Origin of the sequence: Achromobacter spanius, assembly GCF_002812705.1 — a bacterium.
Taxonomy (GTDB): Bacteria; Pseudomonadota; Gammaproteobacteria; order Burkholderiales; family Burkholderiaceae_B; genus Achromobacter; species Achromobacter spanius.
The window spans coordinates 6,047,611-6,073,990 of record NZ_CP025030.1 but is presented as its reverse complement, the minus strand read 5'-3'; the positions used below and the strand labels follow the sequence as shown (position 1 = coordinate 6,073,990).

Annotated in this window: 20 protein-coding genes and 1 other RNA gene; 12 read left to right on the top strand and 9 right to left on the bottom strand. The window is 64.4% G+C overall.

What is annotated here, in order from left to right:
* The first annotated feature begins 43 nt into the window (after positions 1–43).
* From CVS48_RS27600 to CVS48_RS27580, 5 genes are all read left to right on the top strand, one after another.
* Positions 44–889 (top strand): ferritin-like domain-containing protein, encoded by an 846-nt coding sequence (locus CVS48_RS27600; protein WP_100857209.1) that lies wholly within the window; start codon positions 44–46, stop codon positions 887–889.
* Positions 886–1,599 carry an MOSC domain-containing protein gene (locus CVS48_RS27595; RefSeq protein WP_100857208.1) on the top strand — a complete coding sequence of 238 codons (714 nt, stop codon included), beginning with the start codon at positions 886–888 and terminating at the stop codon, positions 1,597–1,599. The genes CVS48_RS27600 and CVS48_RS27595 overlap by 4 nt, the downstream gene beginning before the upstream one ends.
* 32 nt (positions 1,600–1,631) lie before the next feature.
* A complete protein-coding gene (locus tag CVS48_RS27590) occupies positions 1,632–2,873 on the top strand; it encodes a lytic murein transglycosylase (RefSeq protein ID WP_419191463.1) in 1,242 nt (413 codons plus the stop codon).
* A 120-nt stretch (positions 2,874–2,993) separates the two neighbouring features.
* Positions 2,994–3,407, top strand: coding sequence for a YidB family protein (locus tag CVS48_RS27585; protein ID WP_050447845.1), 414 nt, complete (start codon positions 2,994–2,996; stop codon positions 3,405–3,407).
* 86 nt (positions 3,408–3,493) lie between these two features.
* Complete coding sequence (locus CVS48_RS27580; RefSeq protein ID WP_242001142.1) at positions 3,494–4,417, top strand: DUF4434 domain-containing protein; 924 nt, start codon at positions 3,494–3,496, stop codon at positions 4,415–4,417.
* 58 nt (positions 4,418–4,475) lie between these two features.
* Here the strand turns inward: CVS48_RS27580 and CVS48_RS27575 are convergent, their stop codons facing one another.
* The 9 genes from CVS48_RS27575 to ompA all read right to left on the bottom strand — a co-directional run bounded on the left by CVS48_RS27575 (position 4,476) and on the right by ompA (position 16,832).
* A complete protein-coding gene (locus CVS48_RS27575; protein WP_100857206.1) occupies positions 4,476–7,280 on the bottom strand; it encodes an NfrA family protein in 2,805 nt (934 codons plus the stop codon).
* Complete coding sequence (locus CVS48_RS27570; protein WP_100857205.1) at positions 7,277–8,971, bottom strand: glycosyl transferase family protein; 1,695 nt, start codon at positions 8,969–8,971, stop codon at positions 7,277–7,279. The genes CVS48_RS27575 and CVS48_RS27570 overlap by 4 nt, the downstream gene beginning before the upstream one ends.
* Before the next feature lie 19 nt (positions 8,972–8,990).
* On the bottom strand, positions 8,991–11,204 hold the full coding sequence (locus tag CVS48_RS27565) for a cellulose biosynthesis cyclic di-GMP-binding regulatory protein BcsB (protein WP_172616217.1): 2,214 nt from the start codon (positions 11,202–11,204) through the stop codon (positions 8,991–8,993).
* A gap of 38 nt (positions 11,205–11,242) precedes the next feature.
* Positions 11,243–12,403, bottom strand: a complete 1,161-nt coding sequence (gene wecB / locus CVS48_RS27560; protein ID WP_100857203.1) for a non-hydrolyzing UDP-N-acetylglucosamine 2-epimerase — start codon at positions 12,401–12,403, stop codon at positions 11,243–11,245.
* Positions 12,404–12,620: 217 nt separating this feature from the next.
* Positions 12,621–13,010: a transfer-messenger RNA gene (gene ssrA / locus CVS48_RS27555) on the bottom strand.
* A 91-nt stretch (positions 13,011–13,101) separates the two neighbouring features.
* Complete coding sequence (locus tag CVS48_RS27550; protein ID WP_100857202.1) at positions 13,102–14,280, bottom strand: MFS transporter; 1,179 nt, start codon at positions 14,278–14,280, stop codon at positions 13,102–13,104.
* A 418-nt stretch (positions 14,281–14,698) separates the two neighbouring features.
* On the bottom strand, positions 14,699–15,373 hold the full coding sequence (locus tag CVS48_RS27545; RefSeq protein ID WP_100857201.1) for an HAD-IA family hydrolase: 675 nt from the start codon (positions 15,371–15,373) through the stop codon (positions 14,699–14,701).
* A complete protein-coding gene (ubiG, locus tag CVS48_RS27540; RefSeq protein WP_100857200.1) occupies positions 15,370–16,098 on the bottom strand; it encodes a bifunctional 2-polyprenyl-6-hydroxyphenol methylase/3-demethylubiquinol 3-O-methyltransferase UbiG in 729 nt (242 codons plus the stop codon). The genes CVS48_RS27545 and ubiG overlap by 4 nt, the downstream gene beginning before the upstream one ends.
* A 152-nt stretch (positions 16,099–16,250) precedes the next feature.
* A complete protein-coding gene (gene ompA, locus CVS48_RS27535) occupies positions 16,251–16,832 on the bottom strand; it encodes an outer membrane protein OmpA (protein ID WP_100857199.1) in 582 nt (193 codons plus the stop codon).
* Between the two features lie 413 nt (positions 16,833–17,245).
* Between ompA and gyrA the strand changes: the two genes are divergently transcribed.
* The 7 genes from gyrA to cmk are packed head-to-tail and all read left to right on the top strand — an operon-like array spanning position 17,246 to position 26,204.
* On the top strand, positions 17,246–19,930 hold the full coding sequence (gyrA, locus tag CVS48_RS27530) for a DNA gyrase subunit A (protein WP_100857198.1): 2,685 nt from the start codon (positions 17,246–17,248) through the stop codon (positions 19,928–19,930).
* Positions 19,930–21,060, top strand: coding sequence for a 3-phosphoserine/phosphohydroxythreonine transaminase (serC, locus tag CVS48_RS27525; RefSeq protein WP_167401065.1), 1,131 nt, complete (start codon positions 19,930–19,932; stop codon positions 21,058–21,060). The genes gyrA and serC overlap by 1 nt, the downstream gene beginning before the upstream one ends.
* Positions 21,053–22,138 carry a prephenate dehydratase gene (pheA, locus tag CVS48_RS27520; protein ID WP_100857196.1) on the top strand — a complete coding sequence of 362 codons (1,086 nt, stop codon included), beginning with the start codon at positions 21,053–21,055 and terminating at the stop codon, positions 22,136–22,138. The genes serC and pheA overlap by 8 nt, the downstream gene beginning before the upstream one ends.
* A gap of 9 nt (positions 22,139–22,147) precedes the next feature.
* Positions 22,148–23,269: a histidinol-phosphate transaminase gene (hisC, locus tag CVS48_RS27515; RefSeq protein ID WP_100857195.1), complete on the top strand. Its 1,122-nt coding sequence runs from the start codon at positions 22,148–22,150 to the stop codon at positions 23,267–23,269.
* Positions 23,266–24,168 (top strand): prephenate dehydrogenase, encoded by a 903-nt coding sequence (locus CVS48_RS27510; protein WP_100857194.1) that lies wholly within the window; start codon positions 23,266–23,268, stop codon positions 24,166–24,168. The genes hisC and CVS48_RS27510 overlap by 4 nt, the downstream gene beginning before the upstream one ends.
* 5 nt (positions 24,169–24,173) lie before the next feature.
* On the top strand, positions 24,174–25,496 hold the full coding sequence (aroA, locus tag CVS48_RS27505) for a 3-phosphoshikimate 1-carboxyvinyltransferase (RefSeq protein WP_100857193.1): 1,323 nt from the start codon (positions 24,174–24,176) through the stop codon (positions 25,494–25,496).
* A gap of 12 nt (positions 25,497–25,508) precedes the next feature.
* The gene (cmk, locus tag CVS48_RS27500) at positions 25,509–26,204 is read left to right on the top strand and encodes a (d)CMP kinase (RefSeq protein ID WP_100857192.1); all 696 of its coding nucleotides are present in this window, start codon (positions 25,509–25,511) and stop codon (positions 26,202–26,204) included.
* Positions 26,205–26,380: the final 176 nt, after the last annotated feature.

Here is a 26,380-nt window from a genome sequence, read left to right as displayed (position 1 = left end):
TCAGGGTTTGCGGTGGCACGCGCCACCTGGGATTGAAATCACCATGAACAGCAACACCATGTCCGCCGCGCCGAGCGGGCACGTCGACGACTGCTTGCGCGGACAGGCGCTGGCGGCGCTGGCCGCGCGGGAATGGCCAGAGAAAATGGCAGCCGTGCGAGGTATCGAGGATAGCGCCGTGCTGGACCGCCAGCGCGAATTCGTGGCCCCCGCCAGCTTGCCCGGCCGGCCGCAACGCCCGGAACTGGTGGTACCCGCGCAGGTCAAGCACCGTTCCATGGCCACGGTCGAGGGCCGCGCGGCATTGCTGCACGCGCTGGCCCACATTGAGTTCAACGCGGTCAATCTGGCGCTGGACATTCTGTGGCGCTTTGCCGGCATGCCTGACGCCTTCTATCGCGACTGGCTGCGTGTTGCGCGCGAAGAGGCCTACCACTTCGACCTGCTGCGCCAGCGGCTGGCGACGCTGGGCCATGCCTATGGCGACTTCCCGGCGCACAACGGTTTGTGGGATATGGCCGAGCGCACCAGCAGCGACCTGCTGGCGCGCCTGGCGCTGGTGCCGCGCACGCTGGAGGCGCGCGGGCTGGATGCCTCGCCCATGATCCGCAATAAATTAGCGGGGGCGGGCGACGCGGAAAGCGCGGCCATCGTCGACATCATCCTGCGCGACGAAATCGGTCATGTCGCCATCGGCAACCAATGGTTCAAGCACCTGTGCGCGCTAGCGGGCAAGGAACCCGTGGCGTGCTACGCCGAATTGGCGCAACGCTATGACGCACCCCGGCTGCGCGGCCCGTTCAACCTGGAAGCGCGCCGCGCCGCGGGATTCGACGATGCTGAATTGGCCGCATTGCAAGCCGACCAACCGGAACTGAATACCCGATGACACCCATCACCATTGCTGCGCTGCTGACGGGCACCTTGCGCCCGCTGGGTGATTCCGGCCGAGACAGCGGTATCGACAAGCACCCCGTGGCCGAGCGTCTGTGGCTGGGCGCCGAAGGTCTGCGCGGCGACGAACAAGCCGACCGCCGCTTTCATGGCGGCCCGGAAAAAGCGCTGCACCATTACGCCCGCGACCACTATTCGACCTGGCGCGCCGAGCTGGGTGCGCGTGCCGTGCTGGATGCCCCGGGCGCGTTCGGCGAGAACATCTCCACCACCGGACTGACCGAGGCGGATGTCTGCGTGGGCGACGTCTTTGGCGTCGGCACGGCGCTGATCCAGGTGTCGCAGGCACGCCAACCGTGCTGGAAGCTGGACCACCGATTCGGCCACCGTGGCATGGCGGCGCGCGTGCAAGCAAGCGGCATGACCGGCTGGTACTACCGGGTGCTTGAAGAAGGCTGGCTGTGTGCGGGCGATACGCTGGCCCTGCGTGAACGGCCTCAGCCGCAATGGCCGTTGTCCCGCGTGCAAGACATCCTGAACCGACGCGTGCTGGATGCGGACGTGCTGCACGCCCTGGCGACGATGCCCGAGCTGTCGCCGAATTGGCGCGCGCTGTTCGAGAAGCGCGCGCAGGCGGGGCAGGTGGAAGATTGGACCCGACGGCTGGAAGGCGACGCCGCGCTTTCAGCACCCAAGGAACGTTGAACATGAAGCATCCCCGCATGAAGCATCCAGGCATGAAGCAACCCTATCGCGCCGGAATGCCGTTCCTGGCCCTGGCGCTTTGTAGCGCCGCGCTGGCATGGCCGGTGGCGTCTCAGGCCGCTGACGCCTACGCCGCCTGCCTGTCGCAGTTGCGCGGCCCGGCGCAGAAAGCGGGCGTGTCCCCGTCCACCTTCGATACGCACACGGCCGGGTTGTCGCCTGATATGGCCGTCATTGATCTGCTGGATGCGCAGCCCGAGTTCAAGACGCCCATCTGGGACTACATGGCAGGTTTGGTGGACGACGAGCGGGTGGCGGACGGCCAGGCGGGCATGGCACGTTGGCAAGCGGAGCTGGCGCGCGCGGCATCGCGCTACAACGTCGACCCGGCCACCATTGCGGCGGTGTGGGGCGTGGAAAGCAATTTCGGCCGCACACTCGGTGGCCGGCCCTTGTTGACGTCCTTGTCCACGCTGTCGTGCTTTGGCCGCCGGCAAGCGTATTTCCGGGGCGAATTCTTCGCCACCTTGAAAATCATCCAGGACGAGCACATCGCACCGGAACGGCTGGTGGGGTCCTGGGCAGGCGCCTTCGGCCAAACGCAGTTCATGCCGTCCACCTATCTGCGGCTGGCGGTTGATTTCGATGGCGATGGCCGCCGCGACCTGGTCGATAGCGTGCCCGATGCGCTGGCGTCCACCGCCAACTTCCTGAAGCGCGCGGGCTGGAATCCGCAACTGGCCTGGGGTTATGAGGTGCGCCTTCCTTCCGGGCTGGATACGGCGGGCGCGGGGCGCAAGAACAAACGTCCGATGTCGGCGTGGGCCAAGCAGGGCGTGACGCGCGTGGACGGACAGGCCTTGCCCGGGGGCGAGACGCCGGCCGGCCTGTTGCTGCCGGCGGGCAGGAAAGGCCCGGCGTTTTTGGTCACGCGCAATTTCGATGCGCTGTATTCCTACAACGCAGCGGAAAGCTACGCGCTGGCCATCGCTCATCTGTCTGATCGGCTGCGTGGCGGTGGGCCATTGGTACAAGCCTGGCCGACGGACGACCCGGGCCTGTCCCGGGCGGAACGGCGCGAATTGCAACGCCTCTTGATCGCCAAAGGCTATGAGCTGGGTGAACCCGATGGCATGGTGGGCACCCGCACGCGCCAGGCCTTGCAGGCCGCGCAGCGCGAGCTGGGCTTGCCCGCGGACGGGCGGGCGGGGCAGAAGGCGCTACAGGCGCTGTGCGCTTCGGCCTCGGCACCAAGCTCGGCCACGCCACGTTGATAGGCCCCCAGTCGCCAGATTTACAAGTTTTGCAAAGATCCCGCGCCAGGTAACCACCCTGACATGCGCGACGCCAACCGGGGCCCTATACTGGTTTTCCCACTTTTCAGGAGCACTGCGATGAGCCTGTTGGATACCTTGGCCTCGATGGCCGGCGGCGGTCAGCAAGGAGGTTCGGCGTCGTTGCTGCCGGCGTTGATCGAGCAATTGAACAAATACCCGGGCGGCCTCAGCGGCCTGATCGCCAGCTTCCAGAAAGGCGGCTTGAGCGAAGTGGTGGCGTCGTGGGTCGGCCCGGGCCAGAACTTGCCCGTCAGCGCCGACCAGTTGGGTTCCGTGCTGGACCCCGGCGTTGTCAACGAGCTGTCCGCCAAGACCGGGCAGGACACCGATTCGGTGCTGGCTTCACTGTCTTCGCTGCTGCCCCAATTGGTGGACAAGGCCACGCCGGAAGGCGAAGTGCAGCCCGGCCAACAATTCAACCCGACTGATCTGCTGGCGTCGTTGTCCGGCATGTTCGGCAACCGCGGCTAAGGGCGGCACGGGGCTTTTTCCTGACGCACCGTCTGCTTACCTCCTTCTCGCGCCGGCGCCTGCTTCAGGCGCTGGCGCTTGGCGCATTGGCACCCTTGGTCGCCTGCGCGCCGCCCCTGTCCTTGAACGCCACCTTCCTGCAACTGTGGCGCAGCCACCTGGACCTGGGCCCCGACGACTGGCGTGTGCGCTTGTCGGCCTATCGCCGTTTGGGATGCCGCGAGATCTTCCTGCAATGGGTGGGCCTGGAAGGTGGCCGGCCTGACGATTGGATGGCGTCCGACGCCCTCCTGCGCATGATCTTTGACGAGGCCGAGCACCAGGGCCTGGGCGTGCATGTGGGCCTGCCTTACGACCAGCGCTGGTGGGACGTGCTGGCCAAGCCGGATCAAGCGGCGCTGACCGCTTATCTGGACCAGACGCGGGCGCGGGGCGTGGCGTATATGCAGGCCGCGTCCTGGCCCAAGCGCCGCACCTTTCGCGGTTGGTATGTGCCTTACGAGCTGGAGCAATACAACTGGGCATCCGCCGAACGGCAGGCGCTGTTGATGCCCTGGCTGGACGCCTTCTCACGCACGGCGCAGGCCACCAGCCCGGGCGTGCCCTGCATATCCACCTACCATTCCCGCCTGCCCGGCGAGGGCTCTTTGACGAAGCTGTGGAGCGGCATCCTGGACCGGGTGCGCATTCACCCCATGATCCAGGACGGGGTGGGTGTGGCCGGCTTGGCCAACTACCAGTCGCTCGCCCCCTTGCACGACATGCTGCTGGCGCGGCGCGCCTCGTTCGACTTGATCCTGGAGCTGTTCGAGGAACTGCCTTCGGGCAGCACGGACGGGTCCACCTTCAAGGCGCGCTCGGCGGATTTCGATCGCGTCAAACAGCAATGGGAGGTGGCTCGCGGCTACGGCGCCAAGCGGGTGGTGGCGTTTGCGATAGACCCTTGGGTGATCGACAACACGCCCGAGGCGCGGGCATTGATGCAGGCCTGGTTAGCGGCGCGCGTTTGATGCCTGGGCGTAGGGCGGCAGCGCCCATGCGCCGTTAGTACAGCGTTCAGTACAGCCGTCAGTACGAAAGGGTCAGGTTGATGAACAGACCACGAGCCCGGTCGGCCGAACCGCCGCCGATGTTGAAACGGTACTGCGTGGTCAGGTCCAGATAAGACCGTGGCGCGTTGTAGTGGTCTTCGCGGAACCAGTAACGCACGTTGAAACCGGGTCCGGCGCCCAGCGACCAGGATGAGCCGTTGCCTAGCTGGTCGACGGTAAGCGACTCGCCCTGGGAGGAGAAAGCTGCGCGGTTCTTGTTCCAGAGCCAGTCGGCGCCCACCACTGCATAGGGAAACAGCACCAGCCGGTCGCTGATGGCATCCACGCGATAGCTGCGGCCCACGCGCACTTCGCCGGCCCCGAACGCCTGGTCGCGCTTCATGCGGCCCGAGACCTTGTCGCTGTCTTCGCCCGTGACGTTGTCGCGCAACCAGAATTTTGCGGGCATGTCCTGCCAGGAATAGCCGGCCTGCAGATAGCCTTCCATCGTGAACCAGTCGGGCCGGTCGATGCGCAGCGTCGTGCCTTCGTACAGGCCGTAGGTGACGTAGGCCAGCCAGGCGCCGTTGTCGGCGGTGGTTTCGTAATGAGGGGTTGCCTGGAGTCTGTTGAGATCGCAGCGAAGATCGGAAGAGGCCGGACTGAAGGAGCCGCGTCGGGTGGCGGTGCCCAGGTTGAACTGGCGTTCGATGCCGAACGTGAGTCCTACCTCCGTGGATGGCGTGAAGCGCATGCCCAGCGATCCGATTGTTGTAGGGAAGCCGGCGACACCTTGGTTTTGGCTTTCGGCAATATCGAAAGCTCCCTCTTTCGGGCAAGGGTTGGCGACTGTCTGTTCCGGCGTTGTGCCGCCCTTGTCATAAAGCGTGTTGGAAACGCGCCCATACAGTTCGAAGGTCTGCGTGGCGGAGTTCATGAAATCAGCTGGGCGCCAGAAGATTTCGGCCGTGCTGAAGATGGCGTCGCCAGGCACGGTGATGGCCGCGCCACCCAGGCCCGACGAGGCTGGTCGCGCGCCACGATAGCCGGCTGAAACGTAGCCGCCCCATTCACGAGACAGCTCGCCGATACCGCTGCGGGTGTCATAGCGCTGTTGCGGCGTCAGGGCCAGCTTGCCGGCATCGGCCTCGTCGATGGCCTGCTTCAGGTTGTTGACCGCGCCGCGCTTGTCGCCCGAGCCGGCCCGCGCGTAGCCTTCGTCCAGGATCACGGTGGGCGGCGCTTTGCCGGTGGCGCGCGCGGCCTCGAAATCCCGCAGCGCAAGCGCGGGCCGCCTCATGCGCTGGTACAGATAGCCCCGCTGCATCAGCAGCGTGGGGTCGTCGGGCTGGGCCGCCAGCGCTTGGCTCATGCGTTGCTCTGCCTCGACCAATTCGGGACCCTTGCCGGCTGCCAGCGTGGTCGTCAACAGGCGCTGATAGTCCTGGTTGTCGGGATCTTGTTCGACTGCCTTGCGGGCCTGGGCGATGGCTTCGGCGTAGTCTTCCCGTGCGTAGGCAGCATAGGCCAGTGTGGCAGGGCCGCCATTGCCGGCGGTGTCGGACGGCAGCAATTGGCAAACGGCGCCGGCAGGCGTGTCGCGGCAGTCTTGTACCGGCGCGGGGTAGTTGCCCAGCGTCAATGTGGCGGGTACGGCGGGGCGGGAGCGCGCGCGTTTTATCCGTGCATCGGCCGCGTCGTCCTGTTGGCCCAAGGGCGCCAGCAAGTCCAGCGCGCGCGCATTTTCGCCGGCCGCCAACGCCGCATCGGCGGCAAGCAGGCGGACGTTGCGGCGTTGGGTATCGTCTTGCGGATCTTGCCTGAGCGCGGCGTCAAAGTCCGCATTCGCCAGGTCGGTCTTGCCTTGGCGTTGACGCAGATAGCCGCGCATGACAAGCGCCGTGGTGTTGCCGTTATTTTGCGTGATGGCATCGGTGGCGGCCGCTTCGGCGGCGGCCAATTGGTCGTCCAGCATCAGGGCGTTGATCAACAGCAGGCGGTGGCTGGCGGAGTCGGGCGCCAGGGCCACGGCTTGGCGCGCCAGCGGCACGGCGTCGTCGGGGCGGTTGGCGCTTAGCGCCTGGTAGGCCGCACCAGCCTGCTTGGCGGCCATGCGCGCATTCATCGTCTGGCGGCGGGCGGCCAGGTCTTTCTTGTTGGGGGCACCCAGCGCAATCGCCCTGTCGGCGGCGGCTTCGGCCTGTGCGTATTGGTTTTGGGCTTCCAGCGCGTCCAGCCACAACATGGCCCAGGCACCTTGCTTGGGGTCCATGCGAAAGGCCTGCTCGGCGCCGCGCGCGGCAGCGGCATAGTCGCCGCGTTTGTAGTCGGCGTAGGCGCGGGTGGCGATGGGGTAAGCGCGGCTGTAGGCGGAGGCGGGTCGGGGGGCGGGCGGGGGCGGCGTTGCGGTGGGTTTTGCCGTCGACGTGGCAGCGGGTGTGGTGGATGTGGCGGTCGGTGCCACCGGCGTGGCGGCCGGGCCGGGCGCGGGACGCAGGTTGGCGCGGGCCTGCCGCAACGCGGGCGTATCCACCCCTTCCTTGACGGCGTTGGCGGCGGCCTGTTCAGCCTCTTGCAACTTTCCCTGCTTTTGCAGCGCGTAGATCAGCAGCAGGTGCAGCCGTTCCACGTCGGGCCGCAACACGATGGCCGACTCTGCCTGCTGCGCCGCAAGTTCGTACTTGCCCGCGTCAAAATTCTTGTGGGCCTCTTCGGCAAAGCGGTACGCCGCGCCTTCCAGCGGGGCTTCCGTTTTTGCGGCGGTTTGTGCGGTGGCGGGCGAGGCGGCCCACACGCAGGCCAGTGCAGCGGACAGAATGAGCGAACGGGTCAGCGGGATCATGTCGTCGCGGGTTTGTCGTTGGCGTGTGGTGATGGCGCCACCTGGCCCGATTGTTGGAAGTCGATGGCTTCGTTCAGCGTGCCCTCGTCCAGCCAGCCTTGTTCGGTCAGGATCTGGCCCAAGGGCTTCTTGTCGCGCGCCTGGATCTCAAGCGCGCGCGCCAGCGTGTCCTGGTCGATGGCCTGCCACGACAGCAGCAGTTCGCCCAGCCGCTTGCGTTGCTGCGACAACTGGTCCGTGCTGGGGAAGTCGTGCATGGTCTTGTCCCAGGCCAGGCGCTTGCCGGTGATCAGGTGCACGATGAACAGGCGCCAGGCACGTGCCGCCGCCATGGCGTTGATGAAGTTGCCCACGATCATGCGGGGTATCGACAGCACCGCGTGTTCCCACCCATACATGTGACCCACGAAGTACGCCCGTTGCACCACGCGCAGCAGCAGGGCGGCGGCATTGAGCCACATCAGCGTCACCAACCAGCCGCCGGGCCGGAAGTACGACGGGTAATACACCGTCCACCAGCCAAATTTATCCGCCAGGAAGAACAGGAAGAAGTTGGCCAGCAGCACGTAGGCAAGAATCGCGATGAACGACGTAACCAGGCCCTTGCGATCGCGGAACAGCAGATACCGGTTGGCCAGCGAGCCCGTCCAGCCCACCTGCTGCCAGCCTTGCAGGCCGATGCCCAGCGTCCAGCGCGCCTTTTGCCGGTACGCGGTGCGAAAGGTGTTGGGAAAATATTCGCGCACGCCCAGCGGCATGCGAATGCTGGACACCTTTTCGCGTCCCAGGCCGAACCAGGAACGCCGGCGCGTCACGTATTCCACCTGGAACTTTCCAAAAATCTGCTTCATGCCGCGTTGCGCCAGCCGCGCGCCGATGTCGTAGTCCTCGGTCAGCGTGTCGGTATTGAAGGGCTGGTTGTTGGTTTCCGCCGCCAGTTGTTCCAGCGCGCGGCGCGAAAAACAGGTGCCCACGCCCGCCGACGGCACCATCTTCGACAGGCTTTCGCGCACCACCAGGTCCTTGGTGTGCCACTCGGCGAACTCGTCCATGTAGGTGCCGGCGACCAGCTCATGCCAATGGCGTTCCAGCGACGTGACGGGCAACTGGATGAAGTCGATGCGCGGCAGCAGATAGTTGTAGTACTTCAGTTCCAGCGGGTGCAGCACGTCTTCGCTGTCGTGCAGGATGACGCCGGCAAAGGGCTCGGGCTGCTTCGCGTTCTGCGCAAAGATGGCCTGCACGATCCAGTTCAGACAGTCCGCCTTGCAGGTCGGCCCGTCATGCGGCACTTCCACGCGGATCAACTTGCGGTATCGGCGCCGCATCCGCTCTACCTCGTCGATCGTGCGCTGATCGTTCTGGTAGGTGCCGGCGAAGATCATGTAGTTCTTGTATTCCAGCGTCGACACCATGGTCTCAAGCATCGACGAGATCACGTCGTACTCCAGCCAGGCGGGCACCATGATCGCCAGCGGTTGCTCGGCTTTCGCGCGCAGGTCTTCGGCGGACAAGGGCGTGTAGCGGCGCTTGACCGTCAGCGAACGCCGCAGTTCCCGCAACCAGTACCAGGCGTCGATGAACAGATCGTCCAGGCTCGATAGCAGGATGACGACGCCGACGATGGCGGTCACCACTTCCAGCCCGCGGTAATAGTCCGCGAAGAAGTAGGGCCAGTAGAGGGAAGACATGGGGGAAGACCCGGCCGGCTTACTTCGTTTCCCTGGTCTTCCTGCGATTTACCCGTCGGGCAAGGATCAGGACCAGGATCAGGACAAGCAGCGCGACGCTGATGGCCGGCACGCTCCAGGAGACGTAGCGACGCCACTCGAAGAAGGCGCTTTCGCCCGCGCCCGGTGGGTGGCTGGCGTCAGGGTTGGCGCTGTCTATCCAGGCAATCGGCCCCGTGGCGCCGATGACGGCGACATTGCCCCGGTTCAGCACGAAAGGCGCGTCCAACCTGCCCGGGTACTGGCCCAGCGTGTGCCACAGCAACCCATCCTGGCCATTGCCGCGCACGACTTCCGCCGTGCTCAGGTTTTCCAGCCCGGAGATGTCGAGCCACGTCGCGGTCTTGCCGGCTACCGTCAACTGCTTGCGGTCCGTGACCGTGACCATGGGTTCGGCGCCATCCACCGCCACTTCCATCGCCAGGAAAGCGCGGCCGGGCTTCACCGCCTGGCCAACCGGCGTCACCGCCAGTTCCGCGCGCGTCGGCGATACGCCGCTTGCCGAGGCAATGCCGATCACGCGTTTGATGTTGTCGGGCGCGTCGGCCAGATAGCTGTCGGGAATGATCAGTTGCGGGTTGCCCGCCATCAAGGGCAGCAGCCCGACAAAGCTGCCGTCCGGCTGCGCCTTGCCCGGCTGCACATAGCTGGTCGGCAGGACGTTGACAGGGTAGCCCTGCGGGATCTCATTGCAATCCACCGAAACGGGCTGCCGCTGGAACGTGACGCGCACGGCATTGTTGACGCCCAGGGCATAGCCCGGAACGCGCGCCCTGAGGCGTTCGGGTTTGCCATCCGCGTCCATCTGCTTGGCCGTCAGCAGGATGCCGTTCCAGAAGACGGAGGCCACCGGTCGCGTGGACGAGGCGCCGGGCGCCGCGGCCAGGTCCATCACCAGTTCGTCGGGCATGAGGCCGCCCGAGGACACGGCCGACAGTGGGAACGTGGTGGTCCAGTCGCCGCGCGACGCAACATCGAAGCTGTCGGCGGAGCCGCCCAACGCGGTCAGGCGCAATGCCCCATCCGCGCTCAGTGGCGGCGTCGCGGCCTTGACGTTGACGTGGCGGGTCACCAGGATGCGCCGCCATGCGCTGTCGAAAGCGCCTGCGGCTTGTGCGCCCGCATCGGCCGCCACCGCGATCACGGCTTGCCGGCCCAGCGGCAGCAGCCGGATGTCCTTGGCGGGCAGGTCGGCGCCGGCCAGCGGCATGCGCGCCTGGCGCCACGCTTTGAAGGCGTCGGCTGCGTCGCTGTCCGAGGCCAGTTGCACCTGCAACGCATCCAGCGCTTCGTTGTAGCGCGCGCGAAATGCGGCATCCACAATCGCCACGTCAGCGCTGACGGCGGGGGCGCCCAGCACCAGCAAGGCGCCAAGTTCCGCCGGGCTGGCCAGCTTGTGCTTCTCCTTGCCGGCGATGGCGGCAAAGGCGGTGACCCGTTCCAGGCCCGCCGGTACTTGCAGCCCGCGCGTGTCAATCTCGTCGCCCACCGACGGGAACGCCCGGACCGAGACCCGCTTGCCCGTGCGTTCCAGCGCCACGCCAAGACGCCAGGCGCTATCGAAGGCCTGCTGGTCGAGCTTGGCGCCCGCAACCATCAACACGGGCTTGCCGGGCAGGGTGCCCCAGGCGTCATCCAGGTTGTTGATGGCCGAGGCGTCGTAGCGGTAGCTCAACCGGGTCTGCGGCGAAATGGTCAGCGCGTTGGCGGTGGCGCGGTTGCTTTCGCAGTGGCGCAGCGCGATCTCCGACTGCCAGTCCACACCCAGCCGCAGGAAGCCGGTCTGGCGGTTGCGCTGCTCGACCGTCAGATTGCGCGCCACCGACCCGTCGCCATCGGCAATGCGTTGCGCGGTCTGCGGGATGCCGTCCAGCCACAGCACCATGTTGGTCCGGCCCGATTCACCTTTGGTGTATTTGGCGTCGAAATCCAGGGTTGCGTCCAGGATCGGCACGCCGCGCGGCACGGGCAAAAAGAACTCGTGGTGCGCATCGCTGTTGGTCAGGACGACGGGCTCGGTAATGCCCAGGTCTTGCAGCGTGATGTTGCGCGTTGCCCAGTCGTCGCCCTGCAAACGCCGCAGCGCGTCGCCGGCCGGGCTGGCCAGGGTGGCCAAGGGAAGCAGTAGTCCCGCCGCCATCAGCGCGCGGCTTAGGGTTCGGGCAACAGGAAAGTGCAGGGCGGGGTGGTGCATGCGGACTCCGGGGCAGGAATGCGTCGCGGGGGGATGCATCAGGCGGATGGGGTGATGGCGGTCCCGTAGGGATCAAATTCAGAGACGGCGCGGCCGCATAGCGCATCCACGATGCGTTGGCTGGCGCGGCCGTCGCCGTAAGGGTTGATGCGCCTTGAAAACGACGCATGCAGGTCGGCGTCGTCCAGCAGGCGATTCACCTCGGTCACAATGCGCCGGGCATCCGTGCCGACCAGCGCCACCGTGCCGGCTTCAACCGCCTCGGGGCGCTCGGTCACATCGCGCATGACCAGCACCGGCTTGCCCAGATAGGGCGCCTCTTCCTGCACCCCGCCCGAATCGGTAAGGATGAGATGCGCGCGTTGCATGAACCAGACAAAATCCAGGTAATCCAGGGGATCAATCAGGTGCACATGCGACAGTCCGGCCAGATCCGTCATCACTACATTGCGCACCTGCGGATTCAAATGCACCGGGTAGACGATCTGCAAATCTTCGCGGTGCGCCAGTTCCGCCAACGCGGCGCAGATGTTCTTGAACCCGCCGCCAAAGCTCTCGCGCCGATGGCCCGTCACCAGCAGTAGCCGCCGCGTCGTATCCAGCCAACCGTAACGGGCCTCCAACTGTCGTGCCAGCGGCCCCGAGGGATCCAGCTTGGCGCACGTCATCGCCAATGCGTCGATCACGGTATTGCCGGTGACGGTGATCCGCCCCGCCAAATTCTCGCGCGACAGATTGCCGCGCGATTGCGCGGTAGGGGCGAACAACCAGTCGCCGATCGCATCGACCACACGCCGGTTCATTTCTTCGGGGAATGGCATCGCCAGGTTGCCGGTACGCAAACCGGCTTCGACGTGCCCGATCTGCACGCGTCGGTGAAACGACGCCAATGCGCAGGCCGATGCGGTGCTGGTATCGCCATGCACCAGTACGCAGTCGGGCTGTTCGGCTTCCAGAACCTGGTCCACGCGGGCAATGAGGCGTGAGTACAGGCCATTCAAGGTCTGGTTCGGCACCATGATGTCCAGATCATGCTGGGCGTGCAGCCCAAACAGCGCCAGCACCTGATCCAGCATCTCGCGATGTTGGCCGGTGACGCACACCACGCTTTGAATCGCCGGCTCTTGGGAAAGGGCGGTGACAAGCGGCGCCATCTTGATCGCTTCGGGACGGGTCCCAAAGATGGATAGGACTTTCATCACAAGAATGACCTCACAGACGTGGTGGCATTTTCTTGGGTTGATTATGTCTTGATATTTTTCGTAATATGTGACGGAGTATTTCGGTCCCGGTGAACCTTGGGGATATACCCCCATTTGTTACTTCCGGTAGCTGGCATGTGTTGCGCCTAGGCAAAAAAATGGCCAACCCCGAAGAGTTGGCCATTTGCTAAGCACTGTGCAATAAAGCGGAATTTGGTGGAGCCGGGGGGAATTGAACCCCCGTCCGCAAGCCCTCTGCAATCAGTTCTACATGCGTAGTCGATTTATTTAGTTTTAACTTTGGACTTAGCCAACCGACAGGCCGGACCAAAGCGATTCACGTAATTTAAATCTGAGCCGTGTGACCCCAGCGCAGACCGATTCCTTGTGAATGTCGCTGCTGCGGTTCGAGGGTTACCCCCCTAGGAAGTTGCCTTCCTCCGCCTGACCCAAGGACAGATCAGTGCAGCGGCTCACCGCTTAAGCGGCGAGAGCGAAACGCTCGTCGTTGGCGTTTGTAGTGTTTCCAGTGGTTTAACGAGCGAACTGGTGCTCGGCATGCCCTGAGTTGTTTCGCGACCCACGTCGAATCCGGATCGGCCCCAAGAACTTTCTATTGTACTGGTAAATGCCATAGCCTGCTGTACTGTCCACTGGCCGTCGCCCAGGCGTGGCGCGGCGGACACAAGCGGGGTTCAGGCGGCATTCGCGCAAGCGGTTTTGGTCGACGGCTGCGTGCGCGACGCGACCATCAGCGCCAGCGCCAGGGCGACTGAAATCGCCACGATCAAGGCAGCGGCCCAACCCAGCGAGGCCAACCCGTACTGGTCAATGACGTGTCCGCCCACCACGGCGCCCAGGCCAATGCCGATGTTGGCGCCCGATATGTTCAGCGACGCCGCGAAGGCGGGTGCCTCGGGGGCGGCCTTCATCAAGCGCACGTGGCAAACGATGAACAGCGCCGCTTGCGCGATGCCCCACAGGCCCAGCGCCACGGCCAACAGGCCATGCGATTGCATCACCGGCGCCACAAATACCAGACCCGCCGCCATCAACGACGAAAACAGCGCGGTGGCGCCCAGGGGGCTACGGTCCACCATGCGGCCGCCCAGCGTGTTGCCGATCAAGCCCACCGCCCCGAACGCCATCATCGTCCAGCCAACGATCTGTCCGTCAAAGCCCGCCAGACGTTCCAGCATGTCCGCCAGATAGGTGTAGGCCGTGAACATGCCGGTAAACACCAGCAGGGACAGCACCACGTGGCCCAGCACGATGGGATTGCGCAGGATGCGCAGTTGCGTGACCAATTTGACGCTGTCAGCGCGGATTCGGGTGCTGGGAAACGCCAGGAACAGCAGCAGCGCCTTGGCGAACGCCACGGCCGACAGCACCCAGAACGCCGCTCGCCACCCGAATGCGTCCGAGATCAGCACCCCGATCGGGATGCCAAACACGGTGGCGGCCACGATGCCGAAAGCGACCATCGAAATCGCCCGGCCGGCGCGCGCGGGCCCAACAAGTTCGACGGCGGTAGCGCTGGCCAGTGACCAGAATACGGGCAAGGCCAACGCGGGCACAAAGCGGGCCACGGCCATGACCCAGATGTTCGGCGCCATGGCGGCAACCGCGTTTGAAACGCCAAACAATATCAGCACGCCGATGAACAGGCGCTTGCGTTCGACGTTGGCCATCAAGGCGGTCAGCAAAGGGCCGGTTGCCGCCACCGTGAAGGCGAACAGCGAAACAAGCAGGCCGGCCTGGGACACGGTGACCTGCAGGTCGCGGGCCAGGGCGGGCAACAGTCCGACGATAAGGAATTCGGTGGTCAGAATCGTAAAACCGGCGGCAGAAAGTAGCAGGATGGGCAAAAGCATAGGCATTCCATTGGCGCGATGCCAAGAGGCGTCGCGCGGGGTAGGGCGTTGTCAGCGAAAAGGTCGTCGGTGCGCGCAAGCATTGACCGCGCACGGTGCACGAGGGTGTCTAACCGTCGGCATGGAGGGGAGTGGTTGCAGAGGCAGGCTCCGCAACACCGGCGTCTGCCGGACCGGCAATCGGGAAGCACCCGAGCGCCTTGCAAGGGTCACACTTTAAGGGACTTGGAAATCCGGATAAAGCGTGCAATTCCGGAAAGATTGTTCGCAAGGTACAACTAATGGAACCAACTACCAGGCGCAACCAGGGCGCAGCTGCTAGATGCAACTTATTCGCGCGAGGAATCGGCTCGACGAATCGGCACGATGCATTGCAAGCGGGCCGGCGGACCGTTGCGGTCCGCCAAGCCTGGCCCCTTCAACGCAGGTCGATGGGCAGCAACGGCTGGATGGCCGCCCACAGTTCCTCGGGCGTGTTGGCGCAGGTTTCCGCTTCCCAGTTGATGATGTTGTCGTCTTCGCCCACGTAGCCATACGCCGCCGCGACGGCAGGCATGCCGGCGGCGTGCGCAGCCTGAATGTCGCGGAGGTCGTCGCCCACGTAAACGCAACGATCGGTGGAAAAACCGGCTTCGCGCGCGGCGTGCTGCAGCGGCAGCGGGTGCGGCTTGGCGTGGGCCGTGGTGTCACCGCAGACAAGCACGGCGCTGTCGCGGGTCAGGTCCAGGAATTCGACGATGGGCAGCGTCAGGTAGGTGACTTTATTGGTGACGATTCCCCACGACATGCCCCGCCGGCGGATATCCGCCAGCAATTCCTCAATGCCAGGAAACAGCTTGCTGTGCACGGTGGAGTTGGCTGCGTAGTCTTCCAGAAACTGCAAGCGCGTCGGCTCATAGTCCGGATCGCCCGGCGCCAGGTCCAGGGCCACCCGAAGCAGGCCGCGCGCGCCCTGCGACGCGACGGGGCGCAGGGCTTCGAAAGGCATGGGTTCCAAGCCGCGGCGGGTACGCTGCTGATTGGCGGCGGCGGCCAGATCGGGGGCGGTGTCGGCCAGGGTGCCGTCAAAATCGAACAGAATCAGGGCGCTCATTTGCGGGTAGCCATCAGGTAGTTGACCGAGGTGTCGGACGACAGCGAGTAAATTTGCGTAATCGGGTTGTATTCCATGCCGCGCATGCTCACGGGTTCCAGGCTGGCGGCCCGCGCCGCGGCGGACAGTTCGCTGGGCTTGATGAACTGGTCATAGCTGTGGGTGCCGCGCGGCAGCAGCCGCAGGACGTATTCCGCGCCAATGATGGCAAACAGGAAGGCCTTGGCGTTGCGGTTCAGTGTGGAAAAGAACACCCAACCGCCCGGTTTCACCAGCGTGGAGCAGGCGCGCACGATAGACGCCGGGTCGGGCACGTGTTCCAGCATTTCCATGCAAGTGACCACGTCGTACTGGCCGGGCTGCTCGGTAGCGAGTTCTTCCACGGGCACTTTGCGGTATTCCACCTTCACGCCCGACTCCAGGCCATGCAGGCGAGCCACCTTGAGCGATTTTTCCGCCAGGTCGATACCGGTTACGTCCGCGCCGCCGCGCGCCATCGATTCAGACAGGATGCCGCCGCCGCAACCGACGTCCAGCACCTTTTTGCCGGCAAGGCTGCCCGCGCATTCCTGAATCCATTCCAACCGCAACGGATTGATGGCGTGCAGCGGCTTGAACTCGCTTTCAGGATCCCACCAACGGCTGGCCAAGGCGCTGAACTTGTCGAGTTCAGCCTGATCAGCATTGACGGCAGGGCGGTCGGAGTCGTGAGTTTGCGTGGTCATGGGAAGGTCCAGCGAAAGGCGACGCTATATATATAGAGGGGCCCGCCGTGCGCTGCCGGGCAGGGCCACGCGCCGGGGCACCAGATTGGTGCGCTGCGGACGAAAAAAAGGGCCTCGCTATGCGAGGCCCCTTATTGTAGCTAGTCCGGCAATTACTTGCGGCTACCCACGATTTCGATTTCAACGCGACGGTTTTGGGCACGGCCCTCTTTCGTCTTGTTGGAAGCGATCGGGTTCGACTCGCCCTTGCCTTCCGTGTAGATACGGTTGGGGTCGATACCCTTGCTGACCAGGTAGGTCTTGACCGAAGCGGCGCGGCGCTCGGACAGCTTCTGGTTGTAGGCGTCAGTACCGATCGAGTCGGTGTGGCCAACAGCAATGATGGTTTCCAGCTCGATACCGCGAGCTTGCTGGGCGACTTGGTCCAGCAGCTGACGACCTTCGGGCTTCAGGGTCGACTTGTCGAAGTCGAAGAACGTGTCAGCATTGAACACGACCTTTGCCGCCATCGGGGCCGGCTTCGCCTTCTGTTGTGCAACCGGGACACCGTCGCAACCGGGGATACCGGTGGCAGGGGTCCAGAAAGCATCGCGCCAGCACAGTTCGTTCGTACCGTTTTTCCAAACGTCACCGAACGGGTTGCGCCAGTTGTCCACGGTTTGCGCGGAAGCTACACCAGAGGCCGTGACGGCGGCGAAGGCGAGCGCCAGAGCGAATTTGGAGGGTTTGTTCATGTTTCTCCTCGTTGAGCTTGAAGCTGGATAAGTGACTCGCAGCGAACCCCCGCCGCATATCAGGAAAACGGGGCCAGTATAGCAACGCCAAGAGCTGGTTCAAAGTATTAGCTACTGGGTTTCCTGCGTGCTGGAAACAATCTTAAGGCATTTGGGGGCCTTTGGCTTCCCTGGAGAGCCGCATTAATGCTGGATACGACGTTTTCGGCGCTCGTTCGGTTTTCCATGTTGGTTTTTGACAACAGGGCCGTGGGGCGCCATCGGGCGGCCAACGAGGCGGCTTGAGCGATGGGCGGGGCGAACGCCTGGCGGGGCTCCTGCGGCAACCCCGGCAAACGGGAACGGAATCGAATGATAGAATTTCCTGTTTACCCGGCCCGGGTTCCTCCTTACACGATTCTGTCGTTATATATATGGATTCCTTTGCCAAGGAGACGCTTCCGGTTTCGCTGGAAGAAGAGATGCGCCGCAGTTACCTCGATTACGCGATGAGCGTGATCGTTGGGCGGGCGCTACCGGATGTGCGGGACGGGCTCAAACCCGTCCACCGGCGCGTGCTCTACGCGATGCATGAGCTTAACAACGACTGGAACCGCGCTTACAAGAAGTCAGCGCGTATCGTCGGGGACGTTATCGGTAAGTACCACCCCCACGGTGACCAGTCCGTTTATGACACCATTGTCCGCATGGCGCAGGATTTCTCCATGCGCTATATGCTTGTCGATGGCCAGGGCAACTTCGGCTCCATCGACGGCGACAACGCCGCGGCGATGCGTTACACCGAAATCCGCCTGGCGAAGATCGCCCATGAATTGCTGGCCGACATCGACCAGGAAACGGTGGACTTCGGCCCCAACTACGACGGCAGCGAACAAGAACCGCTGCTGTTGCCGTCGCGCCTGCCCAACCTGCTGGTCAACGGCAGCTCGGGTATTGCCGTGGGCATGGCCACCAACATTCCGCCGCACAACCTCCAGGAAGTGGTCGACGGCTGCCTGTACTGCCTGCGCAATCCGGCCTGCACGGTCGATGAACTCATCGAGATCATCCCGGCGCCGGACTTCCCCACGGGCGGCATCATCTATGGCATGTCCGGCGTGCGCGAAGGCTATCGCACGGGTCGTGGCCGCGTCATCATGCGCGCCAAGACGCACTTCGAAGACATGGAAAAGGGCAACCGCCAAGCCATCGTCATCGACGCCATTCCCTACCAGGTCAACAAGAAGACGCTGCAGGAACGCATTGCCGAGCTCGTCAACGACAAGAAGATCGAAGGTATCTCCGATATTCGCGACGAGTCCGACAAGGACGGCATGCGCCTGGTCATCGAGCTCAAGCGCGGTGAGGTGCCAGAGGTTGTGCTGAACAACCTGTACAAGAATACGCAGTTGCAAGACACCTTCGGGATGAACCTGGTGGCGTTGGTCGATGGCCAGCCCCGCCTGCTCAACCTGAAGCAGATGATCGATTACTTCCTGCAGCATCGCCGCGAAGTGGTCACGCGCCGCACGGTGTTCCAACTGCGAAAGGCCCGCGAACGCGGCCACGTGCTGGAAGGCCTGGCCGTTGCGCTGGCCAACATCGATGATTTCATCACCATCATCAAGGCCGCGCCGACGCCTCCCGTCGCACGCCAGGAATTGATGGCGAAGTCGTGGGATTCGTCGCTGGTGCGCGACATGCTTTCGCGCGCCGACGGCGATACGCCGGGAGGCCGCGCAGCCTTCCGTCCGGACGACCTGGGCACCGAGTTCGGCCTGCAGGCCGACGGCATGTACCGCTTGAGCGATACGCAGGCTCAGGAAATCCTGAACATGCGCCTGCAACGCCTGACCGGGCTGGAGCAGGACAAAATCGTCGGCGAATACAAGGACATCATGTCCACCATCGCCGACCTGCTCGACATCCTGGCTCGCCCGGAACGCATCACGGCCATCATCAGTGACGAACTCCAGGCCATCAAGGCCGAGTTCTCGACGAACACGAAGGACTCGCGCCGTTCGGAAATCGAACTGAACGCCACCGAGCTCGACACTGAAGACCTGATCACGCCGACCGACATGGTCGTGACCCTGTCGCACGGCGGCTACATCAAGAGCCAGCCGCTGTCCGAATACCGCTCGCAAAAGCGTGGCGGACGCGGCAAGCAGGCCACGGCGATGAAGGAAAACGACTGGATCGACCAGTTGTTCATCGCCAACACGCACGACTACCTGCTGTGCTTCTCGAACCGTGGCCGCGTGTACTGGCTCAAGGTCTGGGAAGTGCCGCAAGGCACGCGCAACTCGCGCGGCAAGCCCATCGTCAACATGTTCCCGCTGGCTGACGGCGAGAAGATCACCGTGGTGCTGCCGGTCAAGGAATTCAGCGAAGATCACTACGTCTTCATGGCGACGTCGCGCGGCACGGTCAAGAAGACCCCGCTGTCCGACTTCTCCAACCCGCGCAAGGCCGGCATCATCGCCGTCGACCTTGACGATGGCGACTACCTGATCGGCGCCGACCTTACCGACGGCAAGCACGATGTCATGCTGTTCTCGGATTCCGGCAAGGCCGTGCGCTTCGACGAAAACGACGTGCGTCCGATGGGCCGAAACGCCCGCGGCGTGCGCGGCATGATGCTGGAAGAAACGCAGACCGTCATTGCGCTGCTGGTTGCCGGCGACGAAACGCAAACCGTGCTGACCGCCACCGAAAACGGTTATGGCAAGCGCACGCCCATCGGTGAATACACGCGCCATGGCCGCGGCACGAAGGGCATGATCGCCATCCAGACCACCTCGCGTAATGGCAAGGTCGTGGGCGCGGTGCTGGTCAACCCGACCGACGAAATCATGCTGATCACCACCGGCGGCGTTCTGGTGCGTACCCGAGTCGCGGAAATCCGCGAAATGGGCCGCGCGACCCAAGGCGTCACACTGATCAACGTTGATGACGGCAGCACGCTGTCCGGCGTGCGTCGTGTTGTGGAAAGCGATGCGGACGACGACGGCGAACTGGACGAAGACGTCCAGGCTGAAGGCGGCGCGACGGAAGGCGGCGACGACAGCAACGGCGCAGCGGACTCGACGGATTCGACGGAACCTACGGAGCAATAATGGCCCGCCCCTGGAACTTCTCGGCAGGCCCCTCGGCCTTGCCCGAGGTGGTATTGCAGCAAGCAGCAGCTGAGATGCTGGATTGGCATGGCAGTGGCATGTCGGTGATGGAAATGTCTCATCGCGGCAAGCACTTCGTGCAGATCTGCGACGAAGCGGAATCCGATCTGCGCGATCTTTTGGGCTTGCCCGCCGATTACGCGGTCATGTTCATGCAAGGCGGCGGTTCCGGGGAAAACGCCATCGTTCCCATGAATCTCATGGGGCGCCGCGGCACGCCGGCCGCCGACTTCGTCGTGACGGGCCATTGGTCCAAGCGTTCGTACAAGGAAGCTGGCCGCTATGGCAGCACCCATGTGGCGGCAAGCAGCGAACAGGCCATCCAACTGGATGGCCGCGAGCAGGCGCCGCTGACCTGGGTGCCGCCGGTCGATACCTGGAGCGTGCGCAAGGAATCGGCCTACCTGCACCTGTGCAGCAACGAAACCATTGGTGGCGTCGAGTTCATGGACTGGCCCGACACCGCCGCGCTGGGCGCGCCGGACGTGCCTCTGGTGGTTGATGCGTCGTCGCATTTCCTGTCGCGTCCGATGGACGTGACACGCTGCGGCATGGTGTACGCCGGCGCGCAGAAAAATGCCGGCCCGGCAGGCGTTACCATGGTCATCGCCCGCCGCGACCTGATCGGCCACGCCTTGCCGATCTGCCCGTCGGCGTTCGATTACGCCAACGTGGCCGCCGAACATTCGCGCTACAACACGCCGCCAACTTTCGCGATTTACGTTGCGGGCCTGGTGTTCAAGTGGGTCAAGGCCAATGGCGGCGTGGCGGGCATGGAAGCCGCCAACAAGGCCAAGGCCGATTTGCTGTACGGCTATCTGGACAGCAGCAATTTCTATCGCAATCCCATTCATGCGCCCGTGCGTTCGCGCATGAACGTGCCGTTCGTACTGCGCGATGAATCGCTGAACGACGCCTTCCTGCAAGGCGCCGATGCGGCGGGTTTGACCCAGTTGAAAGGGCACAAGAGCGTGGGCGGCATGCGCGCGTCCATTTACAACGCCGTGCCCCTTGCCGGGGTGTCGGCGCTGGTCGAGTACCTGAAGGAATTCGAGCGCCGCTATGGATGAAGATCTGCAGCGCAAGCTGCGCCCCTTGCGTGAACGCATTGATGCGTTGGACGCGCAAATTCTCGACCTTTTGTCGCAGCGCGCCAGCGCTGCCCTGGAAGTGGGCGAGGCCAAGCATGCCGCGCAGGCCGATGGCCCGGTGTTGCGCCCCGAGCGCGAAGCCGAGGTCATCCGCCGTTTGCAGCAGATCAACCCCGGCCCCTTCCCGAATGCGGGCGTGGCGTCGGTGTGGACCGAGATCATCTCGGCCTGCCGTGGGCTGGAGCGCGGCATGACCGTTGCCTACCTTGGCCCGCAAGGCTCGTTTTCCGAGCAGGCGGCACTGGAACATTTCGGCCACGCCGTGCAGAAGCTGCCGTGCGTATCGTTCGATGAAGTGTTTCGCGCGGTCGAGGCCGGCCAGGCGGATGTGGGCATGGTGCCGGTGGAAAATTCCACCGAAGGCGCGGTCAACCGCAGCCTGGACCTGTTGCTGAACACGCCGCTGACGATTCTGGGCGAGCGCTCGCTGGTGATCCGCCATTGTCTGATGTCGCAATCGGGCGGCATGGAGGGCATCAAGACCATCTCGGCGCATCCGCAGGCGCTGGCTCAGTGCCAGGGCTGGCTGACGCGCAATTATCCTGATGTGGACCGTGTCGCGGCGTCCAGCAATTCCGAAGCGGCGCGCGCCGCGGCGGGGGACCCGACCATTGCCGCAATCGCCGGCGAAGTGGCCGCGCCCGCCTGGAATCTTCAGGTGATTGCGTCCGGCATCCAGGACGATCCGCACAATCGCACCCGCTTCCTGGCCATCGGCAACATCCAGCCGCTGGTCAGTGGCAAGGACAAGACGAGCCTGATCCTGGCCGTGCCAAATCGCGCGGGCGCCGTGTACGAAATGCTGGCGCCGCTGGCGGCCAACGGCGTGTCGATGACGCGCTTTGAGTCGCGTCCCGCGCGCACCGGCCAGTGGGAATACTATTTCTACGTAGACGTCCTGGGTCACCGTAATGATCCGAACGTTGAGCGCGCCCTTGCCACGTTGCAGGCGCAGGTTGCCTACCTGAAGGTGCTGGGTTCCTACCCGGCGCCGTGAGTCCACACCATGACCACCGCATCCAAGCCCCTCGTTGCCCCCGCGCACGTCAGCGCCATCGCGCCGTATCAGGCGGGCAAGCCCATTGAAGAACTGGCCCGTGAATTCGGGCTGGACCCGGCCGGCATCGTCAAGCTGGCCTCCAACGAAAACCCGCTGGGCATGCCCAAGTCGGCGCGCGCAGCCATGCTGGCCGCGGCCGAGTCCCTGGCCCGTTATCCGGACCCCAATGGTTTCGACCTGAAGGCGGCGCTAGCCGAACGTTACGGCGTGCCGATGAACTGGATCACGTTGGGCAACGGCTCGAACGATATCCTGGAGATCGCCGCGCTGGCCTTGCTGGAGCCGGGTTCGTCGGCGGTGTACGCGCAGCATTCGTTCGCGGTCTACCGCTTGGCCACGCAAGCGCGCGGCGCGCGCCACATCGTGGTGCCGGCCAAGGACTATGGCCATGACCTGGATGCGATGTTCGAGGCCATTGCCGACGACACGCGCCTGCTTTTCATTGCCAACCCCAACAATCCCACGGGCACCTTTGTGTCGGGCGACAAGGTCACGTCGTTCCTGGAGCGTGTGCATGCCGCCCACGGCGACCGCGTCACCGTCGTTCTGGACGAGGCCTACAACGAATACCTGGATCCGGAACACCGTTTCGACAGCACCGCGCTGGCGCGTCGTTTCCCGAACCTGATCATCTCGCGCACGTTCTCCAAGGCCTACGGGCTGGCGGGGCTGCGCGTGGGCTTCTCGGTGTCGCAGCCGCCGCTGACCGACTTGCTGAACCGCGTGCGTCAGCCCTTCAACGTCAACACGCTGGCGCAAGCCGCCGCGATTGCCGCGTTGGGCGACACCGCCTATCTGGAAGAAGCCTACGCGTCGAACAAGTCGGGCAAGGCGCAACTGTGCGCCGCGTTTGACCGCCTTGCGCTTCGCTACGTGCCCAGCTATGGCAATTTTGTGCTGGTGCATGTGGGCGATGCGCCCCGCATCAATCTGGAACTGCTCAAGCGCGGCGTGATCGTGCGCCCCGTCGCGGGCGATGGTTTGCCGGAATGGTTGCGCGTGTCGATCGGCCTGCCCGAAGAGAACGCCCGCTTTATTGATGCCCTGACCGACATTCTGGCCACATGAACGACGCGTTACCTTCTACCGATCAGGGGGCCGCTGGCCCCCTGATTCCTGTATTGGCCGTGGTGGGCGTTGGCCTCATCGGCGGGTCGTTCGCCGCGGCGTTGCGCCGGGCGGGTCAGGTCGGCCGCGTGCTGGGTGTCGGGCGTAGCGCATCGTCGCTGGCGCGGGCGGTTGAACTCGGGTTGATCGACGAAGCCGTCAGCGCGGAAGACGCGGCGGCGCGGTCTGATCTTGTCCTGCTGTCCACACCGGTTGGCGGCTTGAAAAACGTGTTGTCGCGGATGCTGCCACATCTGGGCGCGGCCACCGTGGTGACCGATGCGGGCAGCACCAAGGCTGAAGTCGTCGATGCCGCGCGTGAGGCCCTGGGCGAGCGGGTCGGATGCTTCGTGCCCGGCCATCCGATCGCAGGCGCAGAGCGCACGGGCCCCGAGGCGGCCGATGCCAAGCTCTACGCCGGTCGCACCGTCATCCTGACGCCGCTTGCCGAGAACCGCGCCGCGTCCATCAGCCTGGTGCGCCGCGCGTGGCAGGCCTGCGGTTCAAGCGTGATCGATATGGACGCAGGCGCGCACGACCGCGTGCTGGCGTCGGTCAGCCATCTGCCGCACCTGCTGTCGTCGGTGTATATGGAGCAGGTGGCCACGGCCGCTGACGCCCGCACCCGGCTTGACCTCGCGGGTAGCGGTTTTCGTGATTTCACGCGCATTGCGGCGGGTTCGCCGGAGATGTGGCGCGATATCTTTTTATCCAATCGCGATGCGATGCTGGCCGAGCTTGCCGACGTGCGCGCCGTGTTGGATCGCGCCGAACGCGCCATCGCCAATGGCGATGACGCGGCGTTGCTGGCATTGCTGGATACGGCGGCGCAAGCGCGCCGTAACTGGCAGAAGGAGTAGCTGACATGGGCGCTTTGCCTTATCTGGACCTGCCGCGCGTGCGGCAGGCGCAGGGCGTGATGGCCTTGCCGGGGTCCAAGAGCATTTCCAATCGCGTGCTGCTGTTGTCGGCGATTGCCGAGGGCACCACCACCATTACCGGTCTGCTGGATTCCGACGATACGCGCGTCATGCTGGGCGCCTTGCGCCAATTGGGCGTGCAGGTGTCTGAATTGGATGCCGGTTGCGTGACGGTCCAGGGCGTGCGGCGTTTTCCGGTGGAAAGCGCCGACCTTTTCATGGGCAACGCCGGCACGGCCATACGTCCGCTGACGGCCGCGCTGGCGCTCATGGGGGGTGATTACCGCCTGTCGGGCGTGCCGCGCATGCACGAACGGCCCATCGGTGATCTTGCCGACGCCTTGAATGCACTGGGCGCCCGTATTGATTACCTGGGTCAGCCGGGTTATCCCCCGCTGCATATTGGCCAGGGTCAGATCTCGGACGATGCGGTGGCGCGCGTGCAGGGTTCGGTGTCCAGCCAGTTCTTGACCGCCTTGCTGCTGGCGGCGCCCTTGCAGGCAGGCCGTAGCGGTAAGCCGGTAACGATTGAAGTGGTCGGCGAGCTGATCTCCAAGCCCTATATCGAGATCACGCTGAACCTGATGGCACGCTTCGGTGTACAGGTGCGGCGCGATGGCTGGACCCGTTTTGTGATCGATGGCGGCGCGGGCTACCGCAGCCCGGGCCAGATCGCGGTGGAAGGCGATGCCTCCACAGCGTCTTACTTCTTGGCGCTTGGCGCGATTGGTGGCGGCCCCTTGCGGGTAACGGGCGTGGGCGCCGACAGCATTCAGGGCGACGTCGCGTTTGCCGACACGCTGGCGCAGATGGGCGCAAATGTGGCGTACGGACCCGACTGGATCGAGGTTTCCGGCGTGCGTGTGGCCGACGGTGCGCGCTTGAAAGCCTTCGACACGGATTTCAATCTGATCCCGGACGCGGCCATGACCGCCGCCGCGCTGGCGCTATATGCCGACGGCCCTTGCCTGTTGCGCAATATTGGCAGTTGGCGTGTGAAGGAAACCGACCGCATCCACGCCATGCAGACCGAGCTTGAAAAGCTTGGCGCGCAGGTGGAATCGGGGCCGGATTGGCTGCGTGTCATCCCGCCCGCGCAGGATGCCTGGCGCGATGCGCAAATCGGCACCTGGGATGACCACCGCATGGCAATGTGCTTTTCATTGGCGGCGTTCGGGCCGGCGGCCGTCCGGATCATGGACCCCGGTTGCGTCAGCAAGACGTTCCCGGGTTATTTTGATGTTTACGCAAGCTTGGTCTCGGCCTAGCGCACTTTCCACATGACTTTGATTTCATCGACAGATTCCCCCGCCGCCGTCATCACCATCGATGGCCCCACCGCGTCCGGCAAGGGCACGGTGGCGCATCGCGTCGCCAAGGCGCTGGGCTGGGCGGTTCTGGATAGTGGTGCGCTGTACCGCCTGACCGCCTTGGCCGCCCTCAAGCAGGGTGTGCCTGCCGACGATGAAGCCGGCGTGGCGCGTGTGGCGGAAACCCTGGATGTTCAGTTTGACGGCCCGCACGTCTACCTGGCGGGGGTGGATGTCGGGCATGACATACGTCGCGAGGAAGTGGGTAATTTCGCGTCCCGCGTGGCGGCGTACCCCGGTGTGCGCCGCGCTTTGCTCGAGCGCCAGCGTGCCTTCCGCCTGCCCCCGGGGCTTGTCGCGGACGGCCGCGATATGGGCACGGTGGTCTTTCCCGATGCGTCCCTGAAGGTGTTCCTGGTTGCCGACGTGGTGGCCCGGGCGGAGAGGCGGCGTAAGCAGTTGATCGAAAAGGGAATTTCTGCTAATCTAGACGACCTTCTGCGAGACATGCGCGAGCGAGACGCCCGCGATACCGAACGCGCCACGGCGCCGCTGGCTCCCGCAGCAGACGCACACGTGCTGGATTCGTCCAATTTGACGATTGCTGAAACGGTGCAGGCAATACTGGATTTTTGGCAGCAAGAGAAAGGCAAGGGTGGGTTGTAAACCCGGTGGGCTGAAACCCGAAGGGCTAAGCCTGATGGGCTGAAACCCGCCCTGGCATTGGCAAGTTTCAGCCAATGCAGCCAGGCCAAACCATCCAGGCCAAGATTTTTTACTTGATTAGGCCCTGTCCTAGCCAGGCGCAACCCCCACGGGCCACCCCGCAGGGCAAACCGGCA